The organism is Streptomyces sp. PSU-S4-23 (genome assembly GCF_055632315.1).
Genome location: NZ_JBVMUU010000002.1, coordinates 6,851,896 through 6,873,382 on the forward strand (window position 1 = coordinate 6,851,896; position 21,487 = coordinate 6,873,382).

Genomic DNA, 21,487 nt, shown 5'->3' on the forward strand with positions numbered 1-21,487 from the left:
GCGGACCTCATGCTCGAACTGGACGCGCTCGGCCAGCGCTACGGCGACCACGTCGTCCTGCGCGACATCGGCCTCACCGTCCCCGACGGCCAGCTCCTGTGCGTCGTGGGCCCGTCCGGCTGCGGGAAGTCCACGCTGCTGCGCACCATCGCCGGACTGCTGCCCGCGTACGAAGGGAAGATCGTCCTGGACGGGACTGCGGTGACCGGTGTGCCGGACCGGCTCGCGGTCGTCTTCCAGGACTACGGCCGCTCGCTCTTCCCCTGGCTGACGGTGCGCGAGAACGTGGCGCTGCCGCTGCGCCGCCGGGGACTCGGCCGGGCCGCGCGACGCGCGGAGGCCGACCGCATCCTGGAGCGGGTCGGCCTCCTCGACGCGGCCCGCCGGCACCCCTGGCAGCTCTCCGGCGGAATGCAGCAGCGGGTCGCCATCGCCCGCGCGCTGGTCTGCCGCCCCGCCCTGCTGCTGATGGACGAACCGTTCGGCTCCCTCGACGCCCAGACCCGCGAGGACCTGGAGGACCTGCTCCTGGAGGTCCACCGCACGGACGGCGCGACGATCGTGTTCGTGACGCACGACATCGACGAGAGCGTCTACCTGGGCGACCGTGTGGTGGCCCTGTCCCCGGGCCCGGCCGCGCGGGTCGCCCTGGACCTCCCGGTCCCGCTCCCCGGCGCACGGGACCAGATCGCCACCCGCGGCCTGCCGGAGTTCGTGGCGCTGCGGACGCGGGTGGGGCGGGCGGTGCGCGGCGGGGGCGTCCGCGACCGAACCGGCGGCTGAGCGCCCCCGGTTCACGCGATGGTGGGAGCATGTCCCGCCGCGCGGATGTACCGCACCGGCCACGGGTAGGGCCCGGCCATGACGCAGCCGTTCGACCTTCCCCGCTTCTACATGCCGTACCCGGCACGGCTGAACCCGCATGTCGACGAGGCGCGCGCCCACTCCGCGCACTGGGCGCGGGCCATGGGCATGCTGGAGGGCTCCGGCATCTGGGAGCGGTCCGACCTCGACGCGCACGACTACGGACTGCTCTGCGCGTACACCCACCCCGACTGCGACGGCCCGGCCCTCTCCCTCATCACCGACTGGTACGTGTGGGTGTTCTTCTTCGACGACCACTTCCTGGAGACCTTCAAACGCAGCCGGGACCGCGCGGGTGGCAGGGCCCACCTGGACCGGCTGCCGTCGTTCATGCCGCTGGACCTCGCGACGCCCGTTCCCGAGCCGGAGAACCCCGTCGAGGCGGGGCTCGCCGACCTGTGGGCCCGCACGGTGCCGTCGATGTCCCCGCACTGGCGGCGGCGGTTCGCGACCGCCACCGCGCACCTGCTCGACGAGTCACTGTGGGAGCTGTCCAACATCGACGAGGGGCGGATCGCCAACCCCGTCGAGTACATCGAGATGCGCCGCAAGGTGGGCGGCGCCCCCTGGTCGGCGGGGCTCGTGGAGTTCGCGACCGCCGAAGTGCCCGCCCGGGTGGCCGCGGCCCGGCCGCTGCGCGTGCTCATGGAGACGTTCGCCGACGCGGTCCATCTGCGCAACGACCTCTTCTCCTACCAGCGCGAGGTCGAGCAGGAGGGCGAACTCAGCAACGGCGTCCTCGTCCTGGAGACCTTCTTCGGCTGCGGAACGCAGCAGGCCGCCGACACCGTCAACGACATCCTCACCTCGCGGCTGCACCAGTTCGAGCACACGGCGCTCACCGAGGTGCCCGCGCTGGCCGTGGCGAAGGGGCTCACGCCGGACGAGGTGGCGGCCGTCGCCGCGTACACGAAGGGGCTGCAGGACTGGCAGTCGGGCGGCCACGCCTGGCACACCAGGTCCAGCCGCTACATGAACGGACGAGCCCGCTCCGCGGAGCGGCCCCTCGGCCCCACCGGCATCGGCACGTCGGCCGCCGATGTGCGCGGGCTGCTCGCCGACGCCGGGGCCGAGAGGCTGCGCGCGTACACCCATGTCCCCTTCCGGCAGGTCGGACCCTCGCTCATCCCCGACATCCACATGCCCTACGAGGTGGAACTGAGCCCTCACCTGGACGGCGCCCGCAGCCGCCTCGTGCCCTGGGCGCGGCGCACGGGCATGCTCCAGGAGGGCGTCTGGGACGAGGACAGGCTCGCGGCGTTCGACCTGCCGCTGTGCGCCGCGGGCCTGGACCCGGACGCGACACCCGAGGCACTGGACCTCAGCTCACGGTGGCTGGCCTGGGGCACGTACGGCGACGACTACTACCCGCTGGTCTTCGGCCACCGCCGCGACCTCGCGGCGGCCGCGCTGTGCACCGAGCGCCTGTCGTCGTGCATGCCCGTCGACGGCACGGAACCCCCCGTACCGGTCAACGCGATGGAGCGCGGACTGATCGACCTGTGGGCGCACACCACGGCCGCGATGACTCCCGAGCGGCGGCGCGAACTGCGGGCCGCCGTGGACACGATGACCGAGGGCTGGCTGTGGGAGCTGTCCAACCAGTTCCAGAACCGCATCCCGGATCCCGTCGACTATCTGGAGATGCGGCGCGCCACCTTCGGCGCCGACCTCACCAAGAACCTGTGCCGCGCCGGCCACGGGCCCGCGGTCCCTCCCGAGGTGTACCGCAGCAGCACGGTCCGGGCGCTGGAGAACGCGGCCGTCGACCACGCGATGCTGGTCAACGACGTCTTCTCGTACCAGAAGGAGATCCAGTACGAGGGCGAGATCCACAACGCCCTGCTCGTCGTGCAGAACTTCTTCGGCTGCGACTACCCGACGGCCCTGCGCATCGTCAACGACCTGATGACCGGCCGCATGAGGCAGTTCCAGCATGTTGCCGCCCACGAACTGCCCGTTCTGTACGAGGACTTGCGGCTGGGCGAGGAGGCCCGCGCCGTCCTGGACGGTTATGTCGCGGACCTGCGGCACTACATGTCCGGCATCCTGAACTGGCACCGCGGCTGCCACCGTTACGGTGCCGCCGACCTGGCCCGCCGCGTCCACGGCTTCGTACCGGACCTGGCACCGGCCGTCGGCCGGCGGGCGGCTGCGGTGGCACGCTGAATGCGCGGAGGGCCGCCGCGGAGGCTCCGCGACGAACTCCGCGGCGGCCCGGAGTCCAGGCGGGCGCTCTGCACGCGATCAGCCGGTCCGGGCCTCCTCGCGGACGGCCGCCCGCTCCACCGCGGCTCGCGCCAGCGCCCGCACGACCGGATGCGGGCGGGACCCGTCGCCGGCCAGTTCCGGCTGGAAGAGGGTGGCCAGGAAGAAGGGATGCCCGGGGAGTTCGGCGATGCGGACGTCGCCGTCCTCGTCGTGGCCGCTGAACCGCAGCCCGTGCGCGCGCAGCGTGTCGAGGTGCCGGGAGGGCCCGTACGCGCAGAAGTACCGTTCGACGGTCCGGGCGGAGCCGATCACCGTGTGGGCCAGCGAATCCGGCTCGATCGTGACCGCCGCCTCGTGGCCCACCAGGGAGCAGGCGAGCGGCTCGATGAGGAGGTCGTCGGCGCCGGGGTCGTTCTCGGCGTGCGCCACCTTGGTCAGACCGCAGACGGTGCGCGCGTACTCGAGCAGCGCGTGCTGGAACCCGCCGCACGTGCCGAGGAAGGGAACGCCCTCCTCCCGCGCGGTGCGGATCGCGGCGACCACGCCCGCCTCGCTGCGGTAGGGGCTGCCCGGCACCGCCCACACCGCGTCGAAGCCGTGCAGCGCGCCCGCGTCCCCGGCTTCCTCGGAGGGGATCCAGTAGGCGTCGAGGACGAGCCGGTCGCGTTCGGCGAGCGCCTCCAGCAGCAGCGGGATGCGGGTGTGCGAGACGACGGCGGGGGAGCGGTCGCCGACCAGGGCGAGACGGGCGGTGTGCGTGATGTCGGCTGTCATGCCGACCATGCTGGGCGCGCGATGCGGTTCACGTCCAACGATGATTCCTGGAGGGCCGATAAGCGGTGCTGATGGGGTGCGGGATGCTGGGCGGCATGGACCCTCACCTCCTGCGCACGTACGTCACCGTGGCCCGGCTCGCCTCCTTCTCGGAGGCGGCGCGTGAGCTGGGCTACACCCAGTCCGCGGTGTCGCAGCACATCGCCGCGCTCGAACAGGACCTCGGCGCGCCCCTGCTGACCCGGCGTCCGGTGGCGCCCACCGCGGCGGGCGAACGGCTCCTGGAACACGCCGGGCCGCTGCTGCTGCGGCTGGAGGCGGCGAGGGCCGATGTCGTCCGGATGGCGGCCGCGCCCGCGTTCGGCGTGACGCTCGCCGCGACGCCGACCGCGCTCGGACCGCACGTCCTGACCGCGCTGCCCGCCGCCGGTGTCACGCTGCGCGTGCTCACCCGGGGGGGGGAGAGATCCCCGCCGCGGTCGCCACGGGCACCGCCGACCTCGGCCTCGTCGACGGGCTGGCCGCGCCCAGCGACCCGCTGCGGCTGCCCGACGTGGCACCGCTGACGACCGAGGGCGTGAGCGAGGAGCCCGTGTGCCTGGTCCTGCCCCGCACCCATCCCCTCGCCGGGCGCGCCGGGCTCCGGCTCGACGACCTGGCCGACGCCCGCTGGCTCGACGCCCCGGACGCGGGCCTGCCGCTCGCGCAGCTCCGCACGGCGATCGGCGGCGCCGGCCTCCGCCGGGCCCTGCGCTACGAGGGCACCGATCTGCACGCGCTCACCGCGCTGGCGGCCGCCGGCCACGGGCTGACGGTGCTGCCGCGCCGGGCGGCCACCGGCGTCCCGGGCGCGGTCGCCGTTCCGCTCACGGCACCGCGTGTGGTCCACCGCACGGAACTGGTGCGCGGCGGCGACCTGCGCGGAGCGGCGGCGGCCCTGGCCGAGCGGCTGCTCCGCGGTCCCCGCGGGTCCTCGCTTCCTCCCCGGGCGTGAAACCGGCCGGGCCGCACACCCGGCGGGTCCGGTGCCTCAGCCCAGATCGACGGCATCCGGCGATGAGGCGGTTCCGCGTGCCGCGCTGCAGGCGGCGACCTCACGGGCCAGGGCCAGCAGTTCCTCCCGGTCCGCCAGCTTCAGTTTGTGGCGGATGTTGTGCACATGGTTCCGCACGGTTCCCGCGGAGATGTAGAGCCCGTCAGCCACCGCGGAGTACGTGTGGTCCTGACCGAGCATGAGCAGGATCTGCTGCTCCCGTTGGGTCAGTGACGCCGCGTTGTTCGTGGTGTCGAGCTTGAGCGACAGACACGCCGCGAGGTTGGTGATGCGTTCGTTGCCCGTGCTCGCGGGTGTCACGCCGGCCGGCTCCTGATCGTCCGCGGCGGAGGCCGGATTCTCGCCGGCGCCGCGCTTCCCGATCTCAAGCGCCAGTATGAGCACCAGCGTTGCCACGAGCGCCCAGGCGAGGAGCAGGGGAAGGCGGACCAGCGCTTCTCCGTTCACCATCCTGTTCGCGGCGATACGGAGCACGATCAGGCTGACGAAGACTCCCGCCCCGCCGATCGCGCCCGGCACGCCACGGCGTGCCGTCATCCGGAAGACGAGGAGCGGCAGCGCGGCGACGGGCGTGGCTTCCGGGTCGGGGAGGAAGACCACGAACACCGTCAGGGCGAGAACGATGTCGAACCAGTGGGAGCCCGTGGCGAGCTTGACGAGTTCGTCCCGGGACAGACGGCTCTGGAGGGCCAGGGTCATCAGCAGCGACCAACCGATCCCGGTGACCGCGGCGGTGACGGCCACCCAGGCCGCCAAAGGCTCGAAGGCTATGGTCATGGCCACGAGCAGGACGCCCACGGCCAGACGCAGCACGCAGGCCACGCGCTCGGTTCTCAGAAAATTCCGGCAGGTGTTGCGCTGAGCGCCGACCATCTCTTCCTCCCAGCACCTCCGGATCCCGACGTGGACGCAGTATCCAGAGAAAACCGACGTGTGTATAGGCGCGTGTCCATGGATTTTGGACGTAAGCACAAGGTCTCCTCGAGTGGTCGCCGCCACATGAGGAGCCGCCATGAACCACGCCAACAGTGAGAAGCGGGCTGAACTTGCCCCGTCCGCGCCGAGTCGCAGAGCCCTGCTCAGAGGCGTCGGCGCGGGGGGGCTGGCACTGGGCCTGACCCCCCTTGTCGGGTCGAGCGCGTCCGCGAACTCGGCGCAGACCCTCCGGCAGAGCCAGGCCGTCGCCTGCGGCAGGGCGACCTTGCTGACCGTTCTCCAGACGGCGGACCTGCACGGTCAGCTCGACACCCACGACGAGTTCTTCTGGGAGAACGGCAAGCCCGTGTTTCGCCGTACCGGAGGAGTTGCCCGGATCCAGACACTGGTCAAGCAGGTCCGCGCGCAGAACCCGCGGGGTACGATCCTGGTCGACGGCGGGGACTGCTTCCAGGGCAGTGGCTGGGCGGCGCTCAGCCGCGGTGAGGCGATGGTGCCCCCCATGCGGCACCTGAACTACGACGTCATGATCCCGGGCAACTGGGAGGTCGTCTACGGCAAGAGCCAGCTGCTGAAGGTCATGGGCGAGTACGAGGCACCCGTGGTGTGCTCCAACATGTTCGATGACGACAACGGCCAACCGGGGGACTACCTGTTCAAGCCGGTGCACGTCCGGAACTTCGCCGGCGTACGGGTCGGGTTCCTTTCGTTCAACGACCCCATGGTGCCGACCCGTCAGAGCCCGGAGTACAGCGTCGGCATCAAGTTCACCTTCCCCGAGTACAACGCCGCCAAGTGGATCAAGTACCTGCGTGAGGACCAGCAGTGCGACCTGGTCTTCGCGGTCACCCACATGGGCATTGCCCAGCAGGTCGACCTGGCCAGCCGGGACTACATGCAGGGCGTGGACTACATCCTCGGCAACGACACCCACGAGCGGATCCGTGAGCCGATCAAGGGGACGTACGCGTCCGTGACCGAGCCCGGGGCCTTCGGCTCGTTCGTCGGGCGGCTGGACCTGGTCGTGGAGAAGGGCCGGATCAAGGACGCGGCGTACGACCTGATGGAGGTCGCGGAGTCGCGGTATGCCGAGGACCGTGCCATGCGCAGGATCGTGCGCCGGGTGCAGGCGCCCTACAAGAAGGAGCTCTCCCAGGTCCTGGGCAGCACCGCGACCCCGATCATGCGCTACTACCCGATCGAGACCCCCATGGACAACCTGATCACCGACGCTCTCTTCGAGACGACGTCGGAGGAGTTGGCCAAGCAGGGCAGGACCCTCGACGTGGCGCTGTCCAACGGGTTCCGGTTCTGCCCGCCCCTGGTGCCGAAGAACGGCGGGACGGCCCAGATCACCCGCGAGTACCTGTGGAGCATGCTCCCGGTGAACGCCGGGGCCCGGATCGCCAGCGTGCCGGGCGGCCTCCTGAAGGCATGGATGGAGAAGGAACTCAACAACGTCTTCTCCAACAACCCCTTGGAGCGCTTCGGCGGCTGGGTCGTGCGGATGAGCGGCATGAAGGTCAACTTCACGGCCGGCAAGCCGATGGGGCAGCGGGTCAACAGCATCGAGATCGGCGGGCAGCCGCTCGACGTCAACCGGACCTACACCTTCGCCGCCTGTGAGCGCGGAGGGGACCCGGCGGACGTACTGTGCCGGATCAAGGGCGTGTCGAACCGGCAGGACCTCTCCTTCACCCTCCACGACGCGGTGGAGCGCTACCTGCACCGGCACTCGCCCGTGGCGCCGAAGCAGGAGGGCCGGGTCACCGCCACCGACCTGCCGTCCACCACGCTCGGCCAGCTGCCCGGGACCGACTACCAGTTCCACTGAGTCCACACGGTCTGTTCGTCGCCGTCGGCCTTCCGCCGTGCCGTGCCGGTTCGCGGGCCCGCCGAGCCATCGGCGGGCCCCGCAGAAGAGCGTCCAAGAGGGCGTCCAGGCGGGCGTCCAGGCGGCGTCCAGAAGCGTCCAGGCGGGCGTCCAGATCTCCAAACGCCCCTGTCTATGGAGGCCGGCCACGGCTTCGTGGTCTGCTCTGCCGAGCACGCCGCCGGACTCCGGGCGGCGCAGATTCCTGCAAGGAGAGAACGCTATGACCGGCCTCGTGGGCACACCGAGCAACGCCACGCATCGTCCGGGCGGAGTCCGCTGTGCGCGCACCGGCCCATGCGGTTCCTCCACGGTACGGGGAGCCCGGCGGTGATCAGCCGGCTGGGCCCGCTGCTGCTCGCCTCGGGCGTCGGGCTCGCGCTCACCGCGACCCTCCTGTGGGCGTTCGCGGCCCGCGCGTCCCGGCTGACCGTCACGGCCCGCAAGCTGACCTGGGGCGCGCTCGGTTCGGCCGCGGCGACGCTGCTGGCCATGGAGTGGGCGCTGGTCACGAACGACTTCAGCGTCCGCTACGTGGCCGAGCACAGCGCCCGCGAGGTACCGCTCTACTACCGGATGACCGGCCTGTGGAGCGCGCTGGAGGGCTCCCTCCTGCTGTGGCTGCTGATCCTCGCCGGGCTCGCCGCGATCATGTCGCACGTCGTGCCGCGCCGCGCCGCCGAGCTGCACCCCTGGGCCATGGCCGTCATGACGTCGGTCCTGACGTTCTTCTTCGGCGTGGCGCTGCTGACCGGAAGGGCCTTCGCCAGGGTGTCCCCGGTGCCCGCCGACGGGCCCGGTCCCAATCCGCTGCTGCAGGACCACCCGTTGATGGGTGTGCATCCGCCGTTGCTGTACCTCGGCTACGTCGGTTTCACCGTGCCCTTCGCATACGCCGTGTCCGCGCTCGTGACCGGGCGCCTCGACCGTGACTGGCTCGTGGTGAGCCGCCGGTGGCTGCTGGTGGCGTGGGCGGCGCTCACCGTCGGCATCACGATGGGGGCCTGGTGGTCGTACGAGGTGCTCGGCTGGGGCGGCTACTGGGCCTGGGACCCGGTGGAGAACGCCTCGATCCTTCCGTGGTTCACCGCCACCGCGCTGCTGCACTCGGTGATGGTCCAGGAGCGGCGCTCCATCCTGCGCATCTGGAACATCGTCCTCGCGGCCTCGACCTTCCTGCTCGTCCTCATCGGCACGTTCATCACCCGCAGCGGGGTGCTGGCGAGCGTGCACGCGTTCACCCAGTCGGCGCTCGGCCCGGTCCTGCTCGGCTACATCGCCGTGGTGGCGCTCGGCGTGGTCGTCCTGCTGGTGTGGCGCGGGGACCGGCTCGGCCCGGTCAGCAGGATCGAGTCCACGGTCAGCCGCGAGTCGGTGTTCCTGGTCAACAACGTGCTGTTCGTGGCGCTCGCCGTCACGGTGCTGCTCGGTACGACCTTCCCGCTGCTCGTGGAGGCCCTCAACGGCGACCGGGTGAGCGTGGGCGCGCCGTACTTCAACCGCATGGTCGTGCCGCTGGTCCTTGCCGTGGTCCTGCTCATGGGCGTGGGCCCGGTCCTGCCCTGGGAGGGGCGCGAGGCGTCCGCGGCCCTGCGGCGGCTCCGGTTGCCCGCGCTGACCGGCCTGGGCACGGTCGCGGTCCTGGGCGGGGCGGGGCTGCCGCGTCCCGGCACGATCGTGGCCTTCGGGCTTGCCGCCTTCTCCGTCGCCGCCACCGCCGGTACGGCGCTCCACGACGTGCGCAAGGTACGGGCCGCGGGCGAGGGGACCTGGTTCTCGGCCGCCGCGCGTGCCGTGCGGGGCAACCGGCGCCGCTACGGCGGGCTGATCGCGCACGTGGGCATCGTCCTCGCGGCGGTGGCCGTGGCGGGCTCGTCCTCGTACGCGTCGACCGCCGAGCGGACGCTGCGCCCCGGCGAGAGCATCACCGTGGCCGGGCACACCGCGACCCTGGTCCGGGTCGAGCGGCAGCGGACGCCGCGTTTCATGCAGGTCCGCGTGCTGACCGAGCTGTCCGACTCGGACCGCCGCCTCGGCGTGTACACGCCGGCGCTGCGGTTCTACCCCTCGATGAACGAGGCGATCGGGCGGCCGTCGGTGCGCACCGGGCTCACCTCGGACGCCTACCTGACGGTCTCGTCGGCGGCGCCCGACGGCTCGACCGCGACGGTGCGGCTCACCGTCACCCCGCTGGTGGTGTGGCTGTGGGTGGCCGGTGTGCTGGTGGCATGCGGCGCGCTGTTCGCCGCGCTGCCGCGCCGCCTGAGGAAACGGTCCACCGCCGCGGCCGGGGAATCCCCGGCCGGCGTCGAGAGCACCGCTGCGGACTCCGGGGACTCCGCGGACTCCGCGCCCGGTGCCGCGGCGGTCCCGGAGGACGGCGCCTCCGCGGAACTGTCCGGGGCGGAGCGGTGATGGCGGCTCCCCCCGAAACCGTGGAACGGGCGGCGGCCCCCGCCCCCGGCCGGCGTCCGCGCGTGTGGCGCTGGGGCGTTCTGGCACTTGCGGTCGTCGTCGTCGCCACCGTCGTGACGGTGCTCGGCACCGGCATCGGCCGCGATCCGTCCATCGTGTCGTCGCGACTGGTCGGCCACAGTGCGCCGCCGCTGGCCGGGCCCACGATCGACGGGGGACGCTTCGACCTCGCCGGGCAGCGGGGAAGCGTGGTCCTCGTCAACGTGTGGGCCTCCTGGTGCGGACCGTGCCGGGAGGAGCATCCGCTGCTGGTCGAGGCCTCGCGCGACCTGGCCCCGCGCGGGCTGGTCGTCGTCGGTGTCAACACCAAGGACGACGCGGCCGACGCGCGCGCGTTCCTGCGCGAGATGGGTGGCGCGCCGTATCCGAGCGTCGACGACGGGGACGGCAGGCACGCGGTGGAGTGGGCGACCTTCGGCGTCCCCGAGACCTTCGTCGTCGACCGCGCCGGCGTTGTCCGCGCCCACGTCGCCGGGGAGGTGAGCACCCAATGGATCGACCAGAACGTCGTGCCACTGCTGGCAGGCTGACCCGGTTCTCCGGGCGAATCCCCGGCGGTGCGGGGGTTCGCCCCCGGGGACCGCGAGGGGTGACGCTGGCGGCGGTGCTGATCCTGCTGGCGCTGGCGGGCTTCGGGCTCGTCCGGTCCGCCGACTCGGCCGGGCCGACATCGCGCGCGCAGGTGGCGCACGAGGTGGCCGCCTCGCTTCGCTGCCCGACGTGCCAGGGGCTGTCGGTGGCCGAGTCGAACTCACCACTGGCGCAGAGCATGCGGAAGATCATCGACCGGCAGGTGGCCCAGCACCGCAGTCCCGGGCAGATCCGTGGCTACTTCGTCCAGCGCTACGGCGACTGGATCCTGCTGGCACCGCCGGCCGGCCACCTGGGGTGGGTGGTGTGGGCGGCGCCCGCCGTGGCGGTCGCCGTGGGACTCGTCGTCGCGAGCCGGCTCCTGGGCCGCCGGCGGCTGCCCCGGGCGGTGCGCTGGGTCTCGGCGGTCGCGCTGTTCGCCGCCGCGTCGGGTGTGCTGGTGTGGAGCAACCTCGGTGAGCGCGGTGCGGGCGGCCTGCCCACGGGGAACGTACCGGTCGCGGCCGGCTCCGGCACCACGGGGCGCTCCGCGGCGCCGACCGGTGCCGCACCGGGCTCGCCGGCCCCGACGGACGCCGCGGCGGACCTGCGGGCCATGGAGGCGGCGGTCGCGCGGCAGCCCGACAACGCCTCGGCCCGCCTGGCGCTGGCGTCGGCGGCTCTGCGCGTCGGCCGGCTCCAGGTCGTGCGCGCCCAGGCCGAGGCCGTGCTGAGGGGGGATCCGGACAACGTCGACGCGCTGCTGCTGCGCGGGCTGTCCCCCCTCTCGCGGACCGATCCGGAGGCCCTCGCGGCCATGCGGAAGTTCCTGCGGCTCGCACCGCCGGACCACCCCGGGGTCCCGGTGGCCCGCGCCGTCACGGAGGGGGCGTCGTGAGCCGCTCCGTCATCAGCCGGCGTGCCGCGGTGCCGCTCGCCGCCGTCGTCGCGGCGCTGGTCGCGGGCGGGTGCTCGGCGGATCCCGCCCCGGCCCCTCCGCCCAGCGGTCCGCCCACGGCGGACATGCGTGTCGGCCTCGTGGAATGGGGGTTCACGATGTCGGCGTCGGCCCTCCGCGCCGGTCCGGTGCGGCTGACGGTCACCAACGCCGGTTCGACGGCCCACGACCTCGAGGTTCTCGACGGTCACACCGTGCTGGGGAAGACCGCCTCGCTTTCCCCCGGTGCCGGGCAGACGCTCGAGATCGATCTGTCGGGGCACTCCGAAGTCACCTTCCTCTGCACACTGCCGGGCCACCGGGCTCAGGGCATGGTGCGCGAGGTCAGGGTCATGCCACCCCCCGCCGTGTCGAGCACGCAAGGAGCCACGAACACATGACGGAACAGCTGAACACGCCGTCGGGGGACGCCGGTCAGGACACGAGGAGGCCGGCCGCCTTCTTCGAGCCGGAGCGGTATTCGTGGCCGCCCGACCCGGTGATGGTCTGGCTCTTCGTGATCTGCGTGTTCGCCTTCGGCGGGCCCCTGACATGGCTGGCGGTGCGACGATGACCGTGATCGACACACGCTCGGGCGGCGCCGGCCGGCCGGCGCACGAGCCGGTCGCCGGGACCGACCTGCCGCCGAGACCGGAGCCGGGCGTGCGGGTGGAGCGCGGTCTCATCCGCGCGCACGCCATCGCCGGGCTGGTCGGCGTGCTGGGCGCCGCGGTCTTCGGCATCCTCGTCGCCGCCAAGTTCAACAACCCCGACTTCCTGGGCAGGTCGCCGGTCACCACCTGGGGGCGGCTGCGCTACGCGCACGTCCAGGGGATCCTGTACGCCTGGCTGATCAACGGCTTCATCGCCTTCGCCTACTACGCGGTCCCGACGACGTCGGGCCGCCGGGTGCTGAGCCGGACGCTGGGCTGGTGGCTGTTCTGGGTGTGGAACATCGCAGTCGTCCTGCTCGGCTGGATCTTCGTACTGATCGGGTACAGCCAGTCGGTCGAGTGGGGCGAGTTCCCGGTCGCCGTCGACGTCGTCACCGTGTTCGCCTTCCTCGGGTTCGGCGCCCAGTTCGTCGCGCCGTACCTGCGCCGCCGGGACGCGCGCCTGTACGTCTCCAGCTGGTATCTGCTGCTGGCCTTCACGTTCAGCCCGGTGGTCTTCGTCATCGGCCAGTTCGTGCCCGAGTACTTCGCCCCCGGCGCCCTCGGCGCCGTGCTGTCGGGGCTGTGGATCCACGACGCGGTCGGCCTGCTCGTCACGCCGCTGGCGCTGGCGATCGCCTACTACGTGATCCCGGTGACGACCAACCGTCCCGTCTACAGCCACTTCATGTCGCTGGTCGGGTTCTGGGGCCTGGTGTTCTTCTATCCCCTCAACGGGATCCACCACTACGTCTTCTCGCCGATCCCCATGGAGGCGCAGAAGGTCGCCATCATGGCGTCGGTGTTCATGGGCCTGGCCGTCCTCGTGGTGGTCACGAACCTGCTGCTCAGCCTGCGCGGCTGCGGCCGGCTCACGGTGTCGAGCCTGCCGCTGCGCTTCATCTGGACCGGGATCGTCTTCTACCTCCTGGTCTCGATGCAGGGGGCGTTCCAGGCCGCGATGCCGGTCCAGGAGCAGATCCACTTCAGCGACTGGGTGATCGGGCACGCGCACCTGGCCATGGCCGGGTTCGCGACCTTCGTGATCATCGGCGGTCTGCTGCACCTGTGGCCGCGGGTGGCCGGCCGGCCCGTGCACGCCCGCTACGCGAACCTCGCCTACTGGACCGGCACCATCGCCCTGGTCACCCTTGTCGCGGATCTGACGGCGGCCGGCCTGCTGCAGGCGGGCTCCTGGATGAACGGCGCGCCGTGGATCGAGAGCGTCGTCGTGTCCAAGGTGCCCTGGCTGCTGCGCACGGTCAGCGGCACGTTCCTGGCCGCGGCGTTCGTGCTGCTCCTGATGGCCGTCCTCACCAAGCCGGCGCCGGGCGACGCCGAAACGAACGTATCGATGTCCGGTGAGTCGGAGCACGAGCCGGTGGAAGTGGAGGCAGGCCGATGAGCGACCCGGAAGAGCCGGACAAGCCCGGGACACCGGATGAGCCACGGCGTTCGGACGCTTCGCAGGGGGACGGGCCGGGGCACGAGGGGCCGCGCTGGATGCGCTTCCTCGAACGCGGCACCACGGTCATGCTGCTGGGCGGGCTGGGGTCGCTCGTGCTGTCCTTCCTCACGCTCGGCGTCCTGCCGCTGGGCGAGCTGAGCGACGAGGTCAAGAAGGACACGCCGGCCTCCTACCGGCCGATGAACCAGCTCGAACAGACCGGATTCACCGTCTACAAACGGGAGGGCTGCGCCTACTGCCACTCCAACTTCGTCCGCAGCACCACCTCGGACGTCCGGCGGTTCGGCGCACCGGCCGAGGCGTGGGAGTACCAGGACCAGTACCCGCAGCAGTGGGGGACCCGGCGGATCGGCCCGGACCTCTCCCGCGAGTCCGGCGTGCGGACGGACGCATGGCAGTACGCGCACCTGTACGACCCGCGCAGCACGGTGCCGCAGTCCGTGATGCCGCCGTACCCGTGGCTCTTCCAGAAGAAGGCCGACGGCGAGCTCGTTCCCACGCAGGAGGCACGCGGCCTGGTCGCCTACCTCAACTTCCTCGGACGGGCGATGCGGGAGTCGGGACCGCAGACGAAAACGGGCAGCGACGCCGTCAACGGCGTCATGAGCCATGAGGGGCACTGAGAACAGATGTCGAATTTCCTGATGGACCTCCTGCTGGTGCTTGGTATCGCCCTCGTAGGAATGTTCCTGACCGCCGGCCTGGCCAGCCCGCGTTTCCGCGCCGCCCTGCAACGGCCCGCCGAGGACATGCTCCAGCGCGACCGCAGGCAGTGGGGCGAACACCCGGGAAGGGAGAATGGTGCGCGGTGATGGGCAGATTCCTCCGGTTGACGCTGGTGCCGGGGACGGCCGTGCTGGCCACTGCCGCCGCCTGGACCACTTTCCACGCCTTGACCGACCGTGAAGCAGCGCCGGTGCACGTCCACACCATGTCCATGGGCGTGCAGCGCAACGAGCAGAAACTGGTGGCCCCGCAGCCGGCGGCGTACAAGGGCCTGATCTCGCGCGGTGCCCAGGTGTACGCGGCCAACTGCTTCTCCTGCCACGGTGGCGTCGGCAACGGCCGCGGCCCGCTGGCGGCGAACCTGTCCACGCCGGCCCGTGACTTCACCGACGCCGACTGGATGTCCTCGCAGTCCGACGGCGTGTTCTTCACGTCCGTGCAGCGCGGTGTCCCCGGCACGCCGATGCCGGCGTTCACCGGCCGGCTGTCCAACGCCGACATCTGGGCCGTCGTCGCCTACATCCGGGGGTTCTCCCCGACCGTACGGCTGGACAGCGCCCCCGGCGGCGCGCCCGGCGACTCGGGGAACAGCAGCCTGGGCAAGCAGCTGTACGAGGAGCAGTGCGCGGGATGCCACGGCCAGTCCGGCGACGGGAAGGGGGCGGCCGCGTCGTCGATGCGGACGAAACCGCGCAACCTGTCCGACCAGGACTGGCAGGCGGGCCGCAGCGACGGGCAACTCGCCCACACGATCCAGCAGGGCCTGCCGGGGACGGCCATGCCCGCGTTCGGCGGTGACCTGACCGCCGACCAGATCGACGCCGTCGTCGGCTATCTGCGCCGGCTCGCCGACGGAGTCGAGCGGCCCAACCCCGTCTCCGGATGGGCCCAGGAGAACTACCTTGCCTACTGCGCCTCCTGCCACGGCGTGAACGGCGACGGCAAGGGGGTCGCCGCGGGCCGCCTGGACCCGGCGCCGCGGGTGTTCCGCAATCCGGCCTGGATGGCCGGCCAGACCGACCAGGCGCTGGCGAACGCCATCAAGAACGGCCGACCGGGAACCGCGATGCCCTCCTTCGGCGCGGTCCTGACCGACCAGGAGATCGCCGTACTCGCCGACTATCTGCGCGCTTTCGCCGGTTCCGCGGCGATTCCCGGAGCCGACTCCGCCTACCGATACGACCCCCAGAGCAATCAACGACTCGACGGCCGCGCCGAGGTGAAGCAATGAGTTCAGTCAACAGACGCCGTCTCCTCATCGGAGGAATCGCCGTGCCGGCCGCAGCGCTGATGGCCGGCGGCGGGTACCGCCTCTTCGGCGGCGCGGACACGGCCTCCGCGGCCGACAGCGTGCTGCGCGCCGGGGACCTCAAGATGCCACCGGGCACGCCCTTCCGGCTCGTGGCGCTGCCCGGCAAGGCGCCCATGGGGCAGACCTACGACCGGCCGCCGAACTACGAGACGCCGGCCGAGCGCCTGATCGGGCGGGAGAACTACCCCTACACCGACAACGACTACTACTACGTGCGTTATCGGGAGGCCACCGTCCTCCAGCTCAATCCGGACAACTACCGGCTGACGATCGGCGGCGCGTCCGCGGCCAACGAGATCACGCTGTCGCTCGACGACCTGCAGGCCCGCGCCACCACCACGGTCGGCGCGGTGGGCATGTGCTCCGGCGAGGGCCGCGGCCTGCACCACCCGATGATCCCGGGGATGCCGTGGACCAAGGGCGACCTGTCGTGCGCCGAGTGGACCGGGGTGCGGATCTCGGACCTGCTGAAGGAGGTCGGTCTCAAGGACGACGCCAAGTACGCCTCGTTCGGCGCCGGCCGAGAGCTCAGCCTGACCAAGCCGGAGTACTGGCGCACGTATCCGCTCGCGAGCGTGCAAGAGAACCCCGACGCGATCCTCGCCGTCAAGATGAACGGGGAGGACATACCGCTCTGGAACGGCTACCCGGTCCGCCTCGTCGTGCCGGGCACATGGGCGCCGACCTGGACCAAGCAGCTCGTCAGCCTCGAGATCGCGCCGACGCCGCACCCGATGGAGTGGTCCGGGCGTCCCATCACGCCCAACAAGCTGAGCGTGTTCTCGATGATCTCCACGCCCACCGACGGCACGCGGATCCCGTTCGGCCGGAAGGTCGAGATCACCGGCGTCGCGTTCGACGACGGCTCCGGCATCACCAAGGTGGAGATCAGCCAGGACGACGGGCGTACCTGGCAGCCGGTCACCCTGGACAGGTCGTACGGCAAGTACACCTGGCGGGTGTGGCGGGCGCAGATCGGGTTCTCCGGCCGCGGCGAACAGCGGGTCCTGAGCCGGGCGACGAGCGCCGACGGCAAGGTGCAGCCGCTGGAGCCGGACCCGGCGAAGCTGGCGAACGGCGGCCGCAAGGAAACCGCCTCCCGTACCTTCGCGGCTGTCTACGAGGTGGTCTGAGCCATGGCGAAACGTGGACTGTGGATGATTCCGGCGGTCGTGCTGCTCGGCTCCGCCGGCGCCCTCGGGGTGTACGCGGTGACACGGCCGGACGCCCTGCCCGCCGTCGAGGCGGGGCAGGCCGGCCTGGGCCAGTACCCGCAGGCGGACTTCACCCTGGCCGAGGGCAGCGGGAAGGGACTCGTCGAGGCCTACTGCACGGCGTGCCACTCGCTGGCGCCGATCGTGACCCACGGCGGGTTCACCGCGAAGCAGTGGGCCAAGGAGGTGGACAAGATGCGCACCAACTACGGCGCCCCCATCGACGACGCGACGGCCGCCCAGATCACGGCCTACCTGCAGACGCACTACACCGTCCCGCCGCCGCTGCCGTTGAAGGGCACGGCGGGCGACGTCTACGGCAAGCCGGGCAGCTGATCGATGACCGCCGCACCGTCCTCCGGGTCCGGCCCGCCCGCCGGGCTCGTCCTGCAGCTGACCACCGTCCGCCGGCACTACGGCGAGGTCGCCGCGCTCGCGCCGACCAGCCTGGCGCTGGCGCGCGGTACGGCCACCGTGGTGACCGGCCCCAACGGCTCGGGCAAGACCACGCTGCTGCGGCTCGCCGCCGGCCTGCTGCGGCCGGCGGCGGGCGTCCGCCTCGTGTCCGGACCCTCCCTCTATCTGGCGGGAGGAAGCGGCGCGCGCGCGGCGCAGCGCGCGGAGGAGGCCGTCGCCGACGTGCTGGGCCTGGCCGGCGAGCCGAGGGCGGCGGCCCGGGTCCGCGCCCGCGAGGCGCTGGCCGTCGTCGGCCTCGAGGACTCGGCCGGGGCCCGGGCGGGGACGCTGTCCGCGGGCCAGCGGGCCCGCCTCACCCTGGCGATCGCCCTCGTCTGCCGCGCCGACCTCGTCTGCCTCGACGAGCCGACCGCGCACCTCGACGAGACCGGGTCCGCGCTCGCCGGCGACGTGCTGCGGCGGCTGCGGGCGCGCGGCGCCGCCGTGCTGGTCGCCACGCACGACCCGGCGTGGACCGCGTGGACCGCGGACGCGCATCTCCGGCTCGCGCGGGGCCGTCTCGAACAGGTCGCGGAGGAGGCAGCGTGCCCGTGACAACCGTGGCCCGCCTGGTCGCTCGCGAAGTGCGCGTCGAGCTCGCCGGGCACGAGTCCTCGATCACGGTGTTCCCGTTCGTCGTCGCGGGCGTGCTGCTCGCCGGGCTGGCGTACGGGCCGGTGCCGCGGGTGCTGGAGGCGGTCGCGCCCGGCACGGTGTGGATCGTGGTGCTGTTCGCCGCCGCCCCGCTGGCCCGCGGCGTCGCCGCCGCGGAGCGCGACGAGGGCGCCTGGGACCTGCTGCGCGGTCTGGCCTCGCCCGGGCAGCTGCTGGCCGGGAAGATCCTGGGGCTGTGGCTGCCGCTCACGATCGCGTGGGCGATCGTGAGCGCTCTGGTGACGCTGGTGTTCCCGGCTCCGCTGCCGGCGGCGGCGCTGGCCGCCGGGCCGCTGGGCACGTTCGGCCTGGCCGGGCTCGTCGTGGCGTTCGGCGCCCTGCTCGTCGGCACGCGCCGCCGCATCGGCCTGCTCGCGGTGCTGCTGCTGCCCGCCGGGCTGCCGGTGCTGCTGGCCGGCACGGCGGTGGGCAAGCCGGGCGTCCCGGCACTGCCGTGGCTGGTTCTGCTGACCGCCTATGACCTGCTCGTGTCGGTCGCCATCTGGGCCGTCCACCCCGTCTTGCTGGAGGAATGACATGCGTGGATCGCGTCTCGAACGTGCCGTAGGACTCGCCTCGGGCGCCACCGCGGCGGTGGCGCTGCCGCTCGCCCTCGTCATCTCGCCCCACGACGCGTACCAGGGCGACGCGCAGCGGCTCATGTACGTTCATGTGCCGGCCGCGTGGGCGGCGTATCTGTCGTTCGCGGTGGTCGCCGTCGCCAGCGCCGCCTACCTGATCCGCCGCGACCTGCGCTACGACCGGGCGGCGCAGGCGGCCGCCGAGCTCGGTGTCGGCCTGACCGCGCTGGCGATCGTGCTGGGCAGCCTGTGGGCCAAGCCGACCTGGGGCACCTGGTGGACGTGGGACCCCCGGCTGGTGACCACCGTGGTCCTGCTCCTCGTCTACATCGGCTACCTCGGGGTGCGCGGGCTGGCCGAGGATCCGCACCTGAACGCGCGTCGCGCCGCCGCCGTCGGCGTGCTCGCGGTCGTCAACGTGCCGATCGTGCACTTCTCGGTCGTCTGGTGGCGGACGCTGCACCAGCCGCCGACCGTGCTGCGCCCCGGAGGCCCCGACGGAGCGCTGCCGACGATCATGTTCGTCACGCTGATCGCCGCGGTCGTCGCGTTCACGCTCGCCGCGGCGTGGGTGTGGATGCGGCGCGTCCGTCTCCTCGGCGAGCAGGCGGTGGCCGCCGCGCCCGAACCCGGGAACGAGGACGAGCGGCCGCTGGTCGAGGTCGTCGTGGTTCCCCGCCTGGAGCCGGGAGGCGAACGGTGATCTACCTTCTGATCGGCTATCTCACCACCGCGGTGTTCTGGGCGGGCTACCTCGCCTGGGTCGTCGTGGGGCCCTCGCAGCGAAGGAGCCGGTGATGCGGCTGTCGACGCCACGCGCCCGGCTCGCCGTCGTCGGCGTCGCCGCGGCCGGTGTGCTCGCGGTGCTCGGCATCTGGGGGGCGGGGGACGACCTGGTCTACTACCGGACCCCGAGCGAGATCGCCGCCAAGGTGCGCCCCGGCGAACGGGTGCGCCTCGGCGGCCTGGTCGAGCAGGGCACCCTGCGCCGCGACGGCTCCGTCGTCCGTTTCATCATCACGGACGGCGCCCGCGACCTGCCCGTCACCTATGACGGCGCGACGACCGCGATCTTCCGGGAGGGCCAGGGCGTCCTGGTGGAGGGCAGCGTCGACGGCCGGGGCCGCTTCGTCGCCGACACGCTGCTGGTCAAGCACTCCAACCAGTACGTGACGAAGACACGGGAGAAGATCTCGGACCGCGCGGGCCGCGGCACGCGGTGACCGCGGCACCGGCCGCGGCCGGGACCCGCCGCGGGGTGCCCGTGGCCGGCCGCGTCCGGATGCGCCGAACGGCCGGTGCGGGACCGGCGGGGCCTGCGCATTCCCCGCGGGCACGGCACGCCGTTCGACGTGCCCGGCAGCCGGGCCGGCGGGGCCCGCGGGCATGAGGACGGCCGCACGTCCCGCGCCCGCAGACACGCCGGGCATTCCGGGCCGCCGGAGGACCGCGCCGTGTGCGCCCGGTCCGCGGCCCGCCATGGTCGCAATGGGCTCGCATCCACCCCGGCGGAAGGGCAGGATGCTGCCCGTAGACCCTGGGAGGCTCCGGAACCGCGGAGGTATGGATGACCGGCACGTCCACGCAGCCCGAGGGCGGCGGCCCCGCGCCCTTCACCGTCGCGGACTACGCGGCCCGGATGCGGCGCGCCGCGGAGGCCGCCGATGCGGCCGGCCTCGCCGGGCTCCTGATCGCGCCGGGACCCGACCTGGTGTGGCTGACCGGGTACCGGCCGGTGGAGACCGAGCGCCTCACCCTCCTGGTGCTCAGGGCCGGACACGACCCCGTCCTCGTCGTGCCCACCCTGGAGGCGCCCGACGCGGCGAAGGCGGCCGGAGGGCCCGCGCTGACGCTGCATGACTGGACCGACGGCAAGGACCCCTATGAGGCGACCGCCTCGGTGCTCGGGGCCGGCGGCCGCTACGGCATCAGCGACAACGCCTGGGCCCTGCACCTGCTCGGTCTGCGCGAACGGCTCCCCGACGCCGGCCATGTCGCCCTCACCCGCGCCCTGCCCATGCTGCGGGCCGTCAAGGACGCCGCCGAACTCGACCGGCTGGCGGCAGCGGGCGCGGCCGCGGACGCGACGTACGAGGAGATCCTGAAGGTCCCCTTCGGCGGGCGCCGCGAGCGGGAGGTCGCCGCGGACCTGGCCGATCTGCTGCGGTGGTCCGGGCACGCGCAGGTCGACTTCACCATCGTCGCCTCGGGCCCCAACGGCGCCAACCCGCACCACGAGGCCGGTGAACGCGTCATCGAGCGCGGTGACATGGTCGTCCTCGACTTCGGCGGCCTCAAGGACGGCTACGGCTCGGACACCTCCCGCACCGTCCACGTCGGCGAACCGGCCGACGAGGAGCGCGCCGTGCACGACCTGGTGCGCACCGCCCAGGAGGCGGGCTTCCAGGCGGTGAGACCGGGCGCGGCCTGCCAGGACGTCGACCGGGCGGCCCGCGCGGTCATCGCCGACGCCGGGTACGGCGAGTACTTCATCCACCGCACGGGGCACGGCATCGGCGTCACCACGCACGAGCCGCCGTACATGATCGAGGGCGAGGAGCAGCCCCTCGTCCCCGGGATGTGCTTCTCCGTGGAGCCCGGCGTCTATCTGCCCGGGCGCTTCGGCGTCCGCATCGAGGACATCGTGACGGTGACCGAGGACGGCGGGCGCCGGCTCAACAACACCCCCCGCGGGATGGCGGTGGTCGACTGAGGGGGACAGTGGAGCC

The 21,487-nt window shown here is 72.5% G+C and carries 21 protein-coding genes and 1 pseudogene; 20 read left to right on the forward strand and 2 right to left on the reverse strand.

Translation table 11 applies throughout. From position 1 onward, the window contains the following. Positions 1–9: 9 nt before the first annotated feature. Complete coding sequence (locus ACZ79I_RS31125) at positions 10–783, forward strand: ABC transporter ATP-binding protein (RefSeq protein WP_471501660.1); 774 nt, start codon at positions 10–12, stop codon at positions 781–783. Between the two features lie 78 nt (positions 784–861). Next, positions 862–3,033, forward strand: a complete 2,172-nt coding sequence (cyc2, locus tag ACZ79I_RS31130; protein ID WP_471501662.1) for a germacradienol/geosmin synthase Cyc2 — start codon at positions 862–864, stop codon at positions 3,031–3,033. 78 nt (positions 3,034–3,111) lie between these two features. Here the strand turns inward: cyc2 and ACZ79I_RS31135 are convergent, their stop codons facing one another. Further along, positions 3,112–3,849 (reverse strand): CTP synthase C-terminal region-related (seleno)protein, encoded by a 738-nt coding sequence (locus ACZ79I_RS31135; RefSeq protein ID WP_471501664.1) that lies wholly within the window; start codon positions 3,847–3,849, stop codon positions 3,112–3,114. A 95-nt stretch (positions 3,850–3,944) separates the two neighbouring features. Between ACZ79I_RS31135 and ACZ79I_RS31140 the strand changes: the two are divergent. Further along, a pseudogene (locus ACZ79I_RS31140) lies at positions 3,945–4,843 on the forward strand (LysR family transcriptional regulator). A gap of 36 nt (positions 4,844–4,879) precedes the next feature. Here ACZ79I_RS31140 and ACZ79I_RS31145 read toward each other — a convergent pair. Beyond that, positions 4,880–5,776 carry a helix-turn-helix transcriptional regulator gene (locus ACZ79I_RS31145; protein WP_471501666.1) on the reverse strand — a complete coding sequence of 299 codons (897 nt, stop codon included), beginning with the start codon at positions 5,774–5,776 and terminating at the stop codon, positions 4,880–4,882. A 139-nt stretch (positions 5,777–5,915) separates the two neighbouring features. Between ACZ79I_RS31145 and ACZ79I_RS31150 the strand changes: the two genes are divergently transcribed. The 17 genes from ACZ79I_RS31150 to ACZ79I_RS31230 all read left to right on the forward strand — a co-directional run bounded on the left by ACZ79I_RS31150 (position 5,916) and on the right by ACZ79I_RS31230 (position 21,471). After that, positions 5,916–7,673 carry a bifunctional metallophosphatase/5'-nucleotidase gene (locus ACZ79I_RS31150; protein WP_471501668.1) on the forward strand — a complete coding sequence of 586 codons (1,758 nt, stop codon included), beginning with the start codon at positions 5,916–5,918 and terminating at the stop codon, positions 7,671–7,673. 369 nt (positions 7,674–8,042) lie between these two features. Next, the gene (locus tag ACZ79I_RS31155; RefSeq protein ID WP_471501670.1) at positions 8,043–10,127 is read left to right on the forward strand and encodes a heme lyase CcmF/NrfE family subunit; all 2,085 of its coding nucleotides are present in this window, start codon (positions 8,043–8,045) and stop codon (positions 10,125–10,127) included. After that, positions 10,127–10,717: a TlpA family protein disulfide reductase gene (locus ACZ79I_RS31160; protein WP_471501672.1), complete on the forward strand. Its 591-nt coding sequence runs from the start codon at positions 10,127–10,129 to the stop codon at positions 10,715–10,717. Before ACZ79I_RS31155 ends, ACZ79I_RS31160 begins: the two co-directional genes overlap by 1 nt. 59 nt (positions 10,718–10,776) lie before the next feature. After that, entirely contained in the window at positions 10,777–11,655 is an 879-nt protein-coding gene (locus tag ACZ79I_RS31165; protein WP_471501674.1) for a cytochrome c-type biogenesis protein, read from the forward strand. After that, positions 11,652–12,095: a hypothetical protein gene (locus tag ACZ79I_RS31170; RefSeq protein ID WP_471501676.1), complete on the forward strand. Its 444-nt coding sequence runs from the start codon at positions 11,652–11,654 to the stop codon at positions 12,093–12,095. Before ACZ79I_RS31165 ends, ACZ79I_RS31170 begins: the two co-directional genes overlap by 4 nt. Continuing rightward, positions 12,092–12,268 carry a hypothetical protein gene (locus ACZ79I_RS31175; protein ID WP_471501678.1) on the forward strand — a complete coding sequence of 59 codons (177 nt, stop codon included), beginning with the start codon at positions 12,092–12,094 and terminating at the stop codon, positions 12,266–12,268. Before ACZ79I_RS31170 ends, ACZ79I_RS31175 begins: the two co-directional genes overlap by 4 nt. After that, the gene (locus ACZ79I_RS31180; RefSeq protein ID WP_471501680.1) at positions 12,265–13,752 is read left to right on the forward strand and encodes a cbb3-type cytochrome c oxidase subunit I; all 1,488 of its coding nucleotides are present in this window, start codon (positions 12,265–12,267) and stop codon (positions 13,750–13,752) included. The genes ACZ79I_RS31175 and ACZ79I_RS31180 overlap by 4 nt, the downstream gene beginning before the upstream one ends. Then, positions 13,749–14,438, forward strand: a complete 690-nt coding sequence (locus ACZ79I_RS31185) for a cbb3-type cytochrome c oxidase subunit II (protein WP_471501682.1) — start codon at positions 13,749–13,751, stop codon at positions 14,436–14,438. The genes ACZ79I_RS31180 and ACZ79I_RS31185 overlap by 4 nt, the downstream gene beginning before the upstream one ends. A gap of 6 nt (positions 14,439–14,444) precedes the next feature. After that, positions 14,445–14,627 carry a hypothetical protein gene (locus ACZ79I_RS31190; protein ID WP_471501684.1) on the forward strand — a complete coding sequence of 61 codons (183 nt, stop codon included), beginning with the start codon at positions 14,445–14,447 and terminating at the stop codon, positions 14,625–14,627. After that, positions 14,627–15,772, forward strand: a complete 1,146-nt coding sequence (locus ACZ79I_RS31195; protein ID WP_471501686.1) for a c-type cytochrome — start codon at positions 14,627–14,629, stop codon at positions 15,770–15,772. Before ACZ79I_RS31190 ends, ACZ79I_RS31195 begins: the two co-directional genes overlap by 1 nt. After that, on the forward strand, positions 15,769–16,986 hold the full coding sequence (locus tag ACZ79I_RS31200) for a molybdopterin-dependent oxidoreductase (RefSeq protein ID WP_471501688.1): 1,218 nt from the start codon (positions 15,769–15,771) through the stop codon (positions 16,984–16,986). Before ACZ79I_RS31195 ends, ACZ79I_RS31200 begins: the two co-directional genes overlap by 4 nt. Before the next feature lie 3 nt (positions 16,987–16,989). After that, positions 16,990–17,403, forward strand: coding sequence for a hypothetical protein (locus ACZ79I_RS31205; protein ID WP_471501690.1), 414 nt, complete (start codon positions 16,990–16,992; stop codon positions 17,401–17,403). 3 nt (positions 17,404–17,406) lie between these two features. Next, positions 17,407–18,078, forward strand: a complete 672-nt coding sequence (locus ACZ79I_RS31210; RefSeq protein ID WP_471501692.1) for an ABC transporter ATP-binding protein — start codon at positions 17,407–17,409, stop codon at positions 18,076–18,078. Then, positions 18,069–18,713 carry a heme exporter protein CcmB gene (locus ACZ79I_RS31215; protein WP_471501694.1) on the forward strand — a complete coding sequence of 215 codons (645 nt, stop codon included), beginning with the start codon at positions 18,069–18,071 and terminating at the stop codon, positions 18,711–18,713. The genes ACZ79I_RS31210 and ACZ79I_RS31215 overlap by 10 nt, the downstream gene beginning before the upstream one ends. A gap of 1 nt (position 18,714) precedes the next feature. Next, positions 18,715–19,461, forward strand: a complete 747-nt coding sequence (gene ccsA, locus ACZ79I_RS31220; RefSeq protein ID WP_471501696.1) for a cytochrome c biogenesis protein CcsA — start codon at positions 18,715–18,717, stop codon at positions 19,459–19,461. 94 nt (positions 19,462–19,555) lie between these two features. Next, positions 19,556–19,981, forward strand: a complete 426-nt coding sequence (locus ACZ79I_RS31225) for a cytochrome c maturation protein CcmE (protein WP_471501698.1) — start codon at positions 19,556–19,558, stop codon at positions 19,979–19,981. 344 nt (positions 19,982–20,325) lie between these two features. Next, entirely contained in the window at positions 20,326–21,471 is a 1,146-nt protein-coding gene (locus ACZ79I_RS31230; RefSeq protein WP_471501700.1) for a M24 family metallopeptidase, read from the forward strand. The last annotated feature ends 16 nt before the right edge of the window (positions 21,472–21,487 follow it).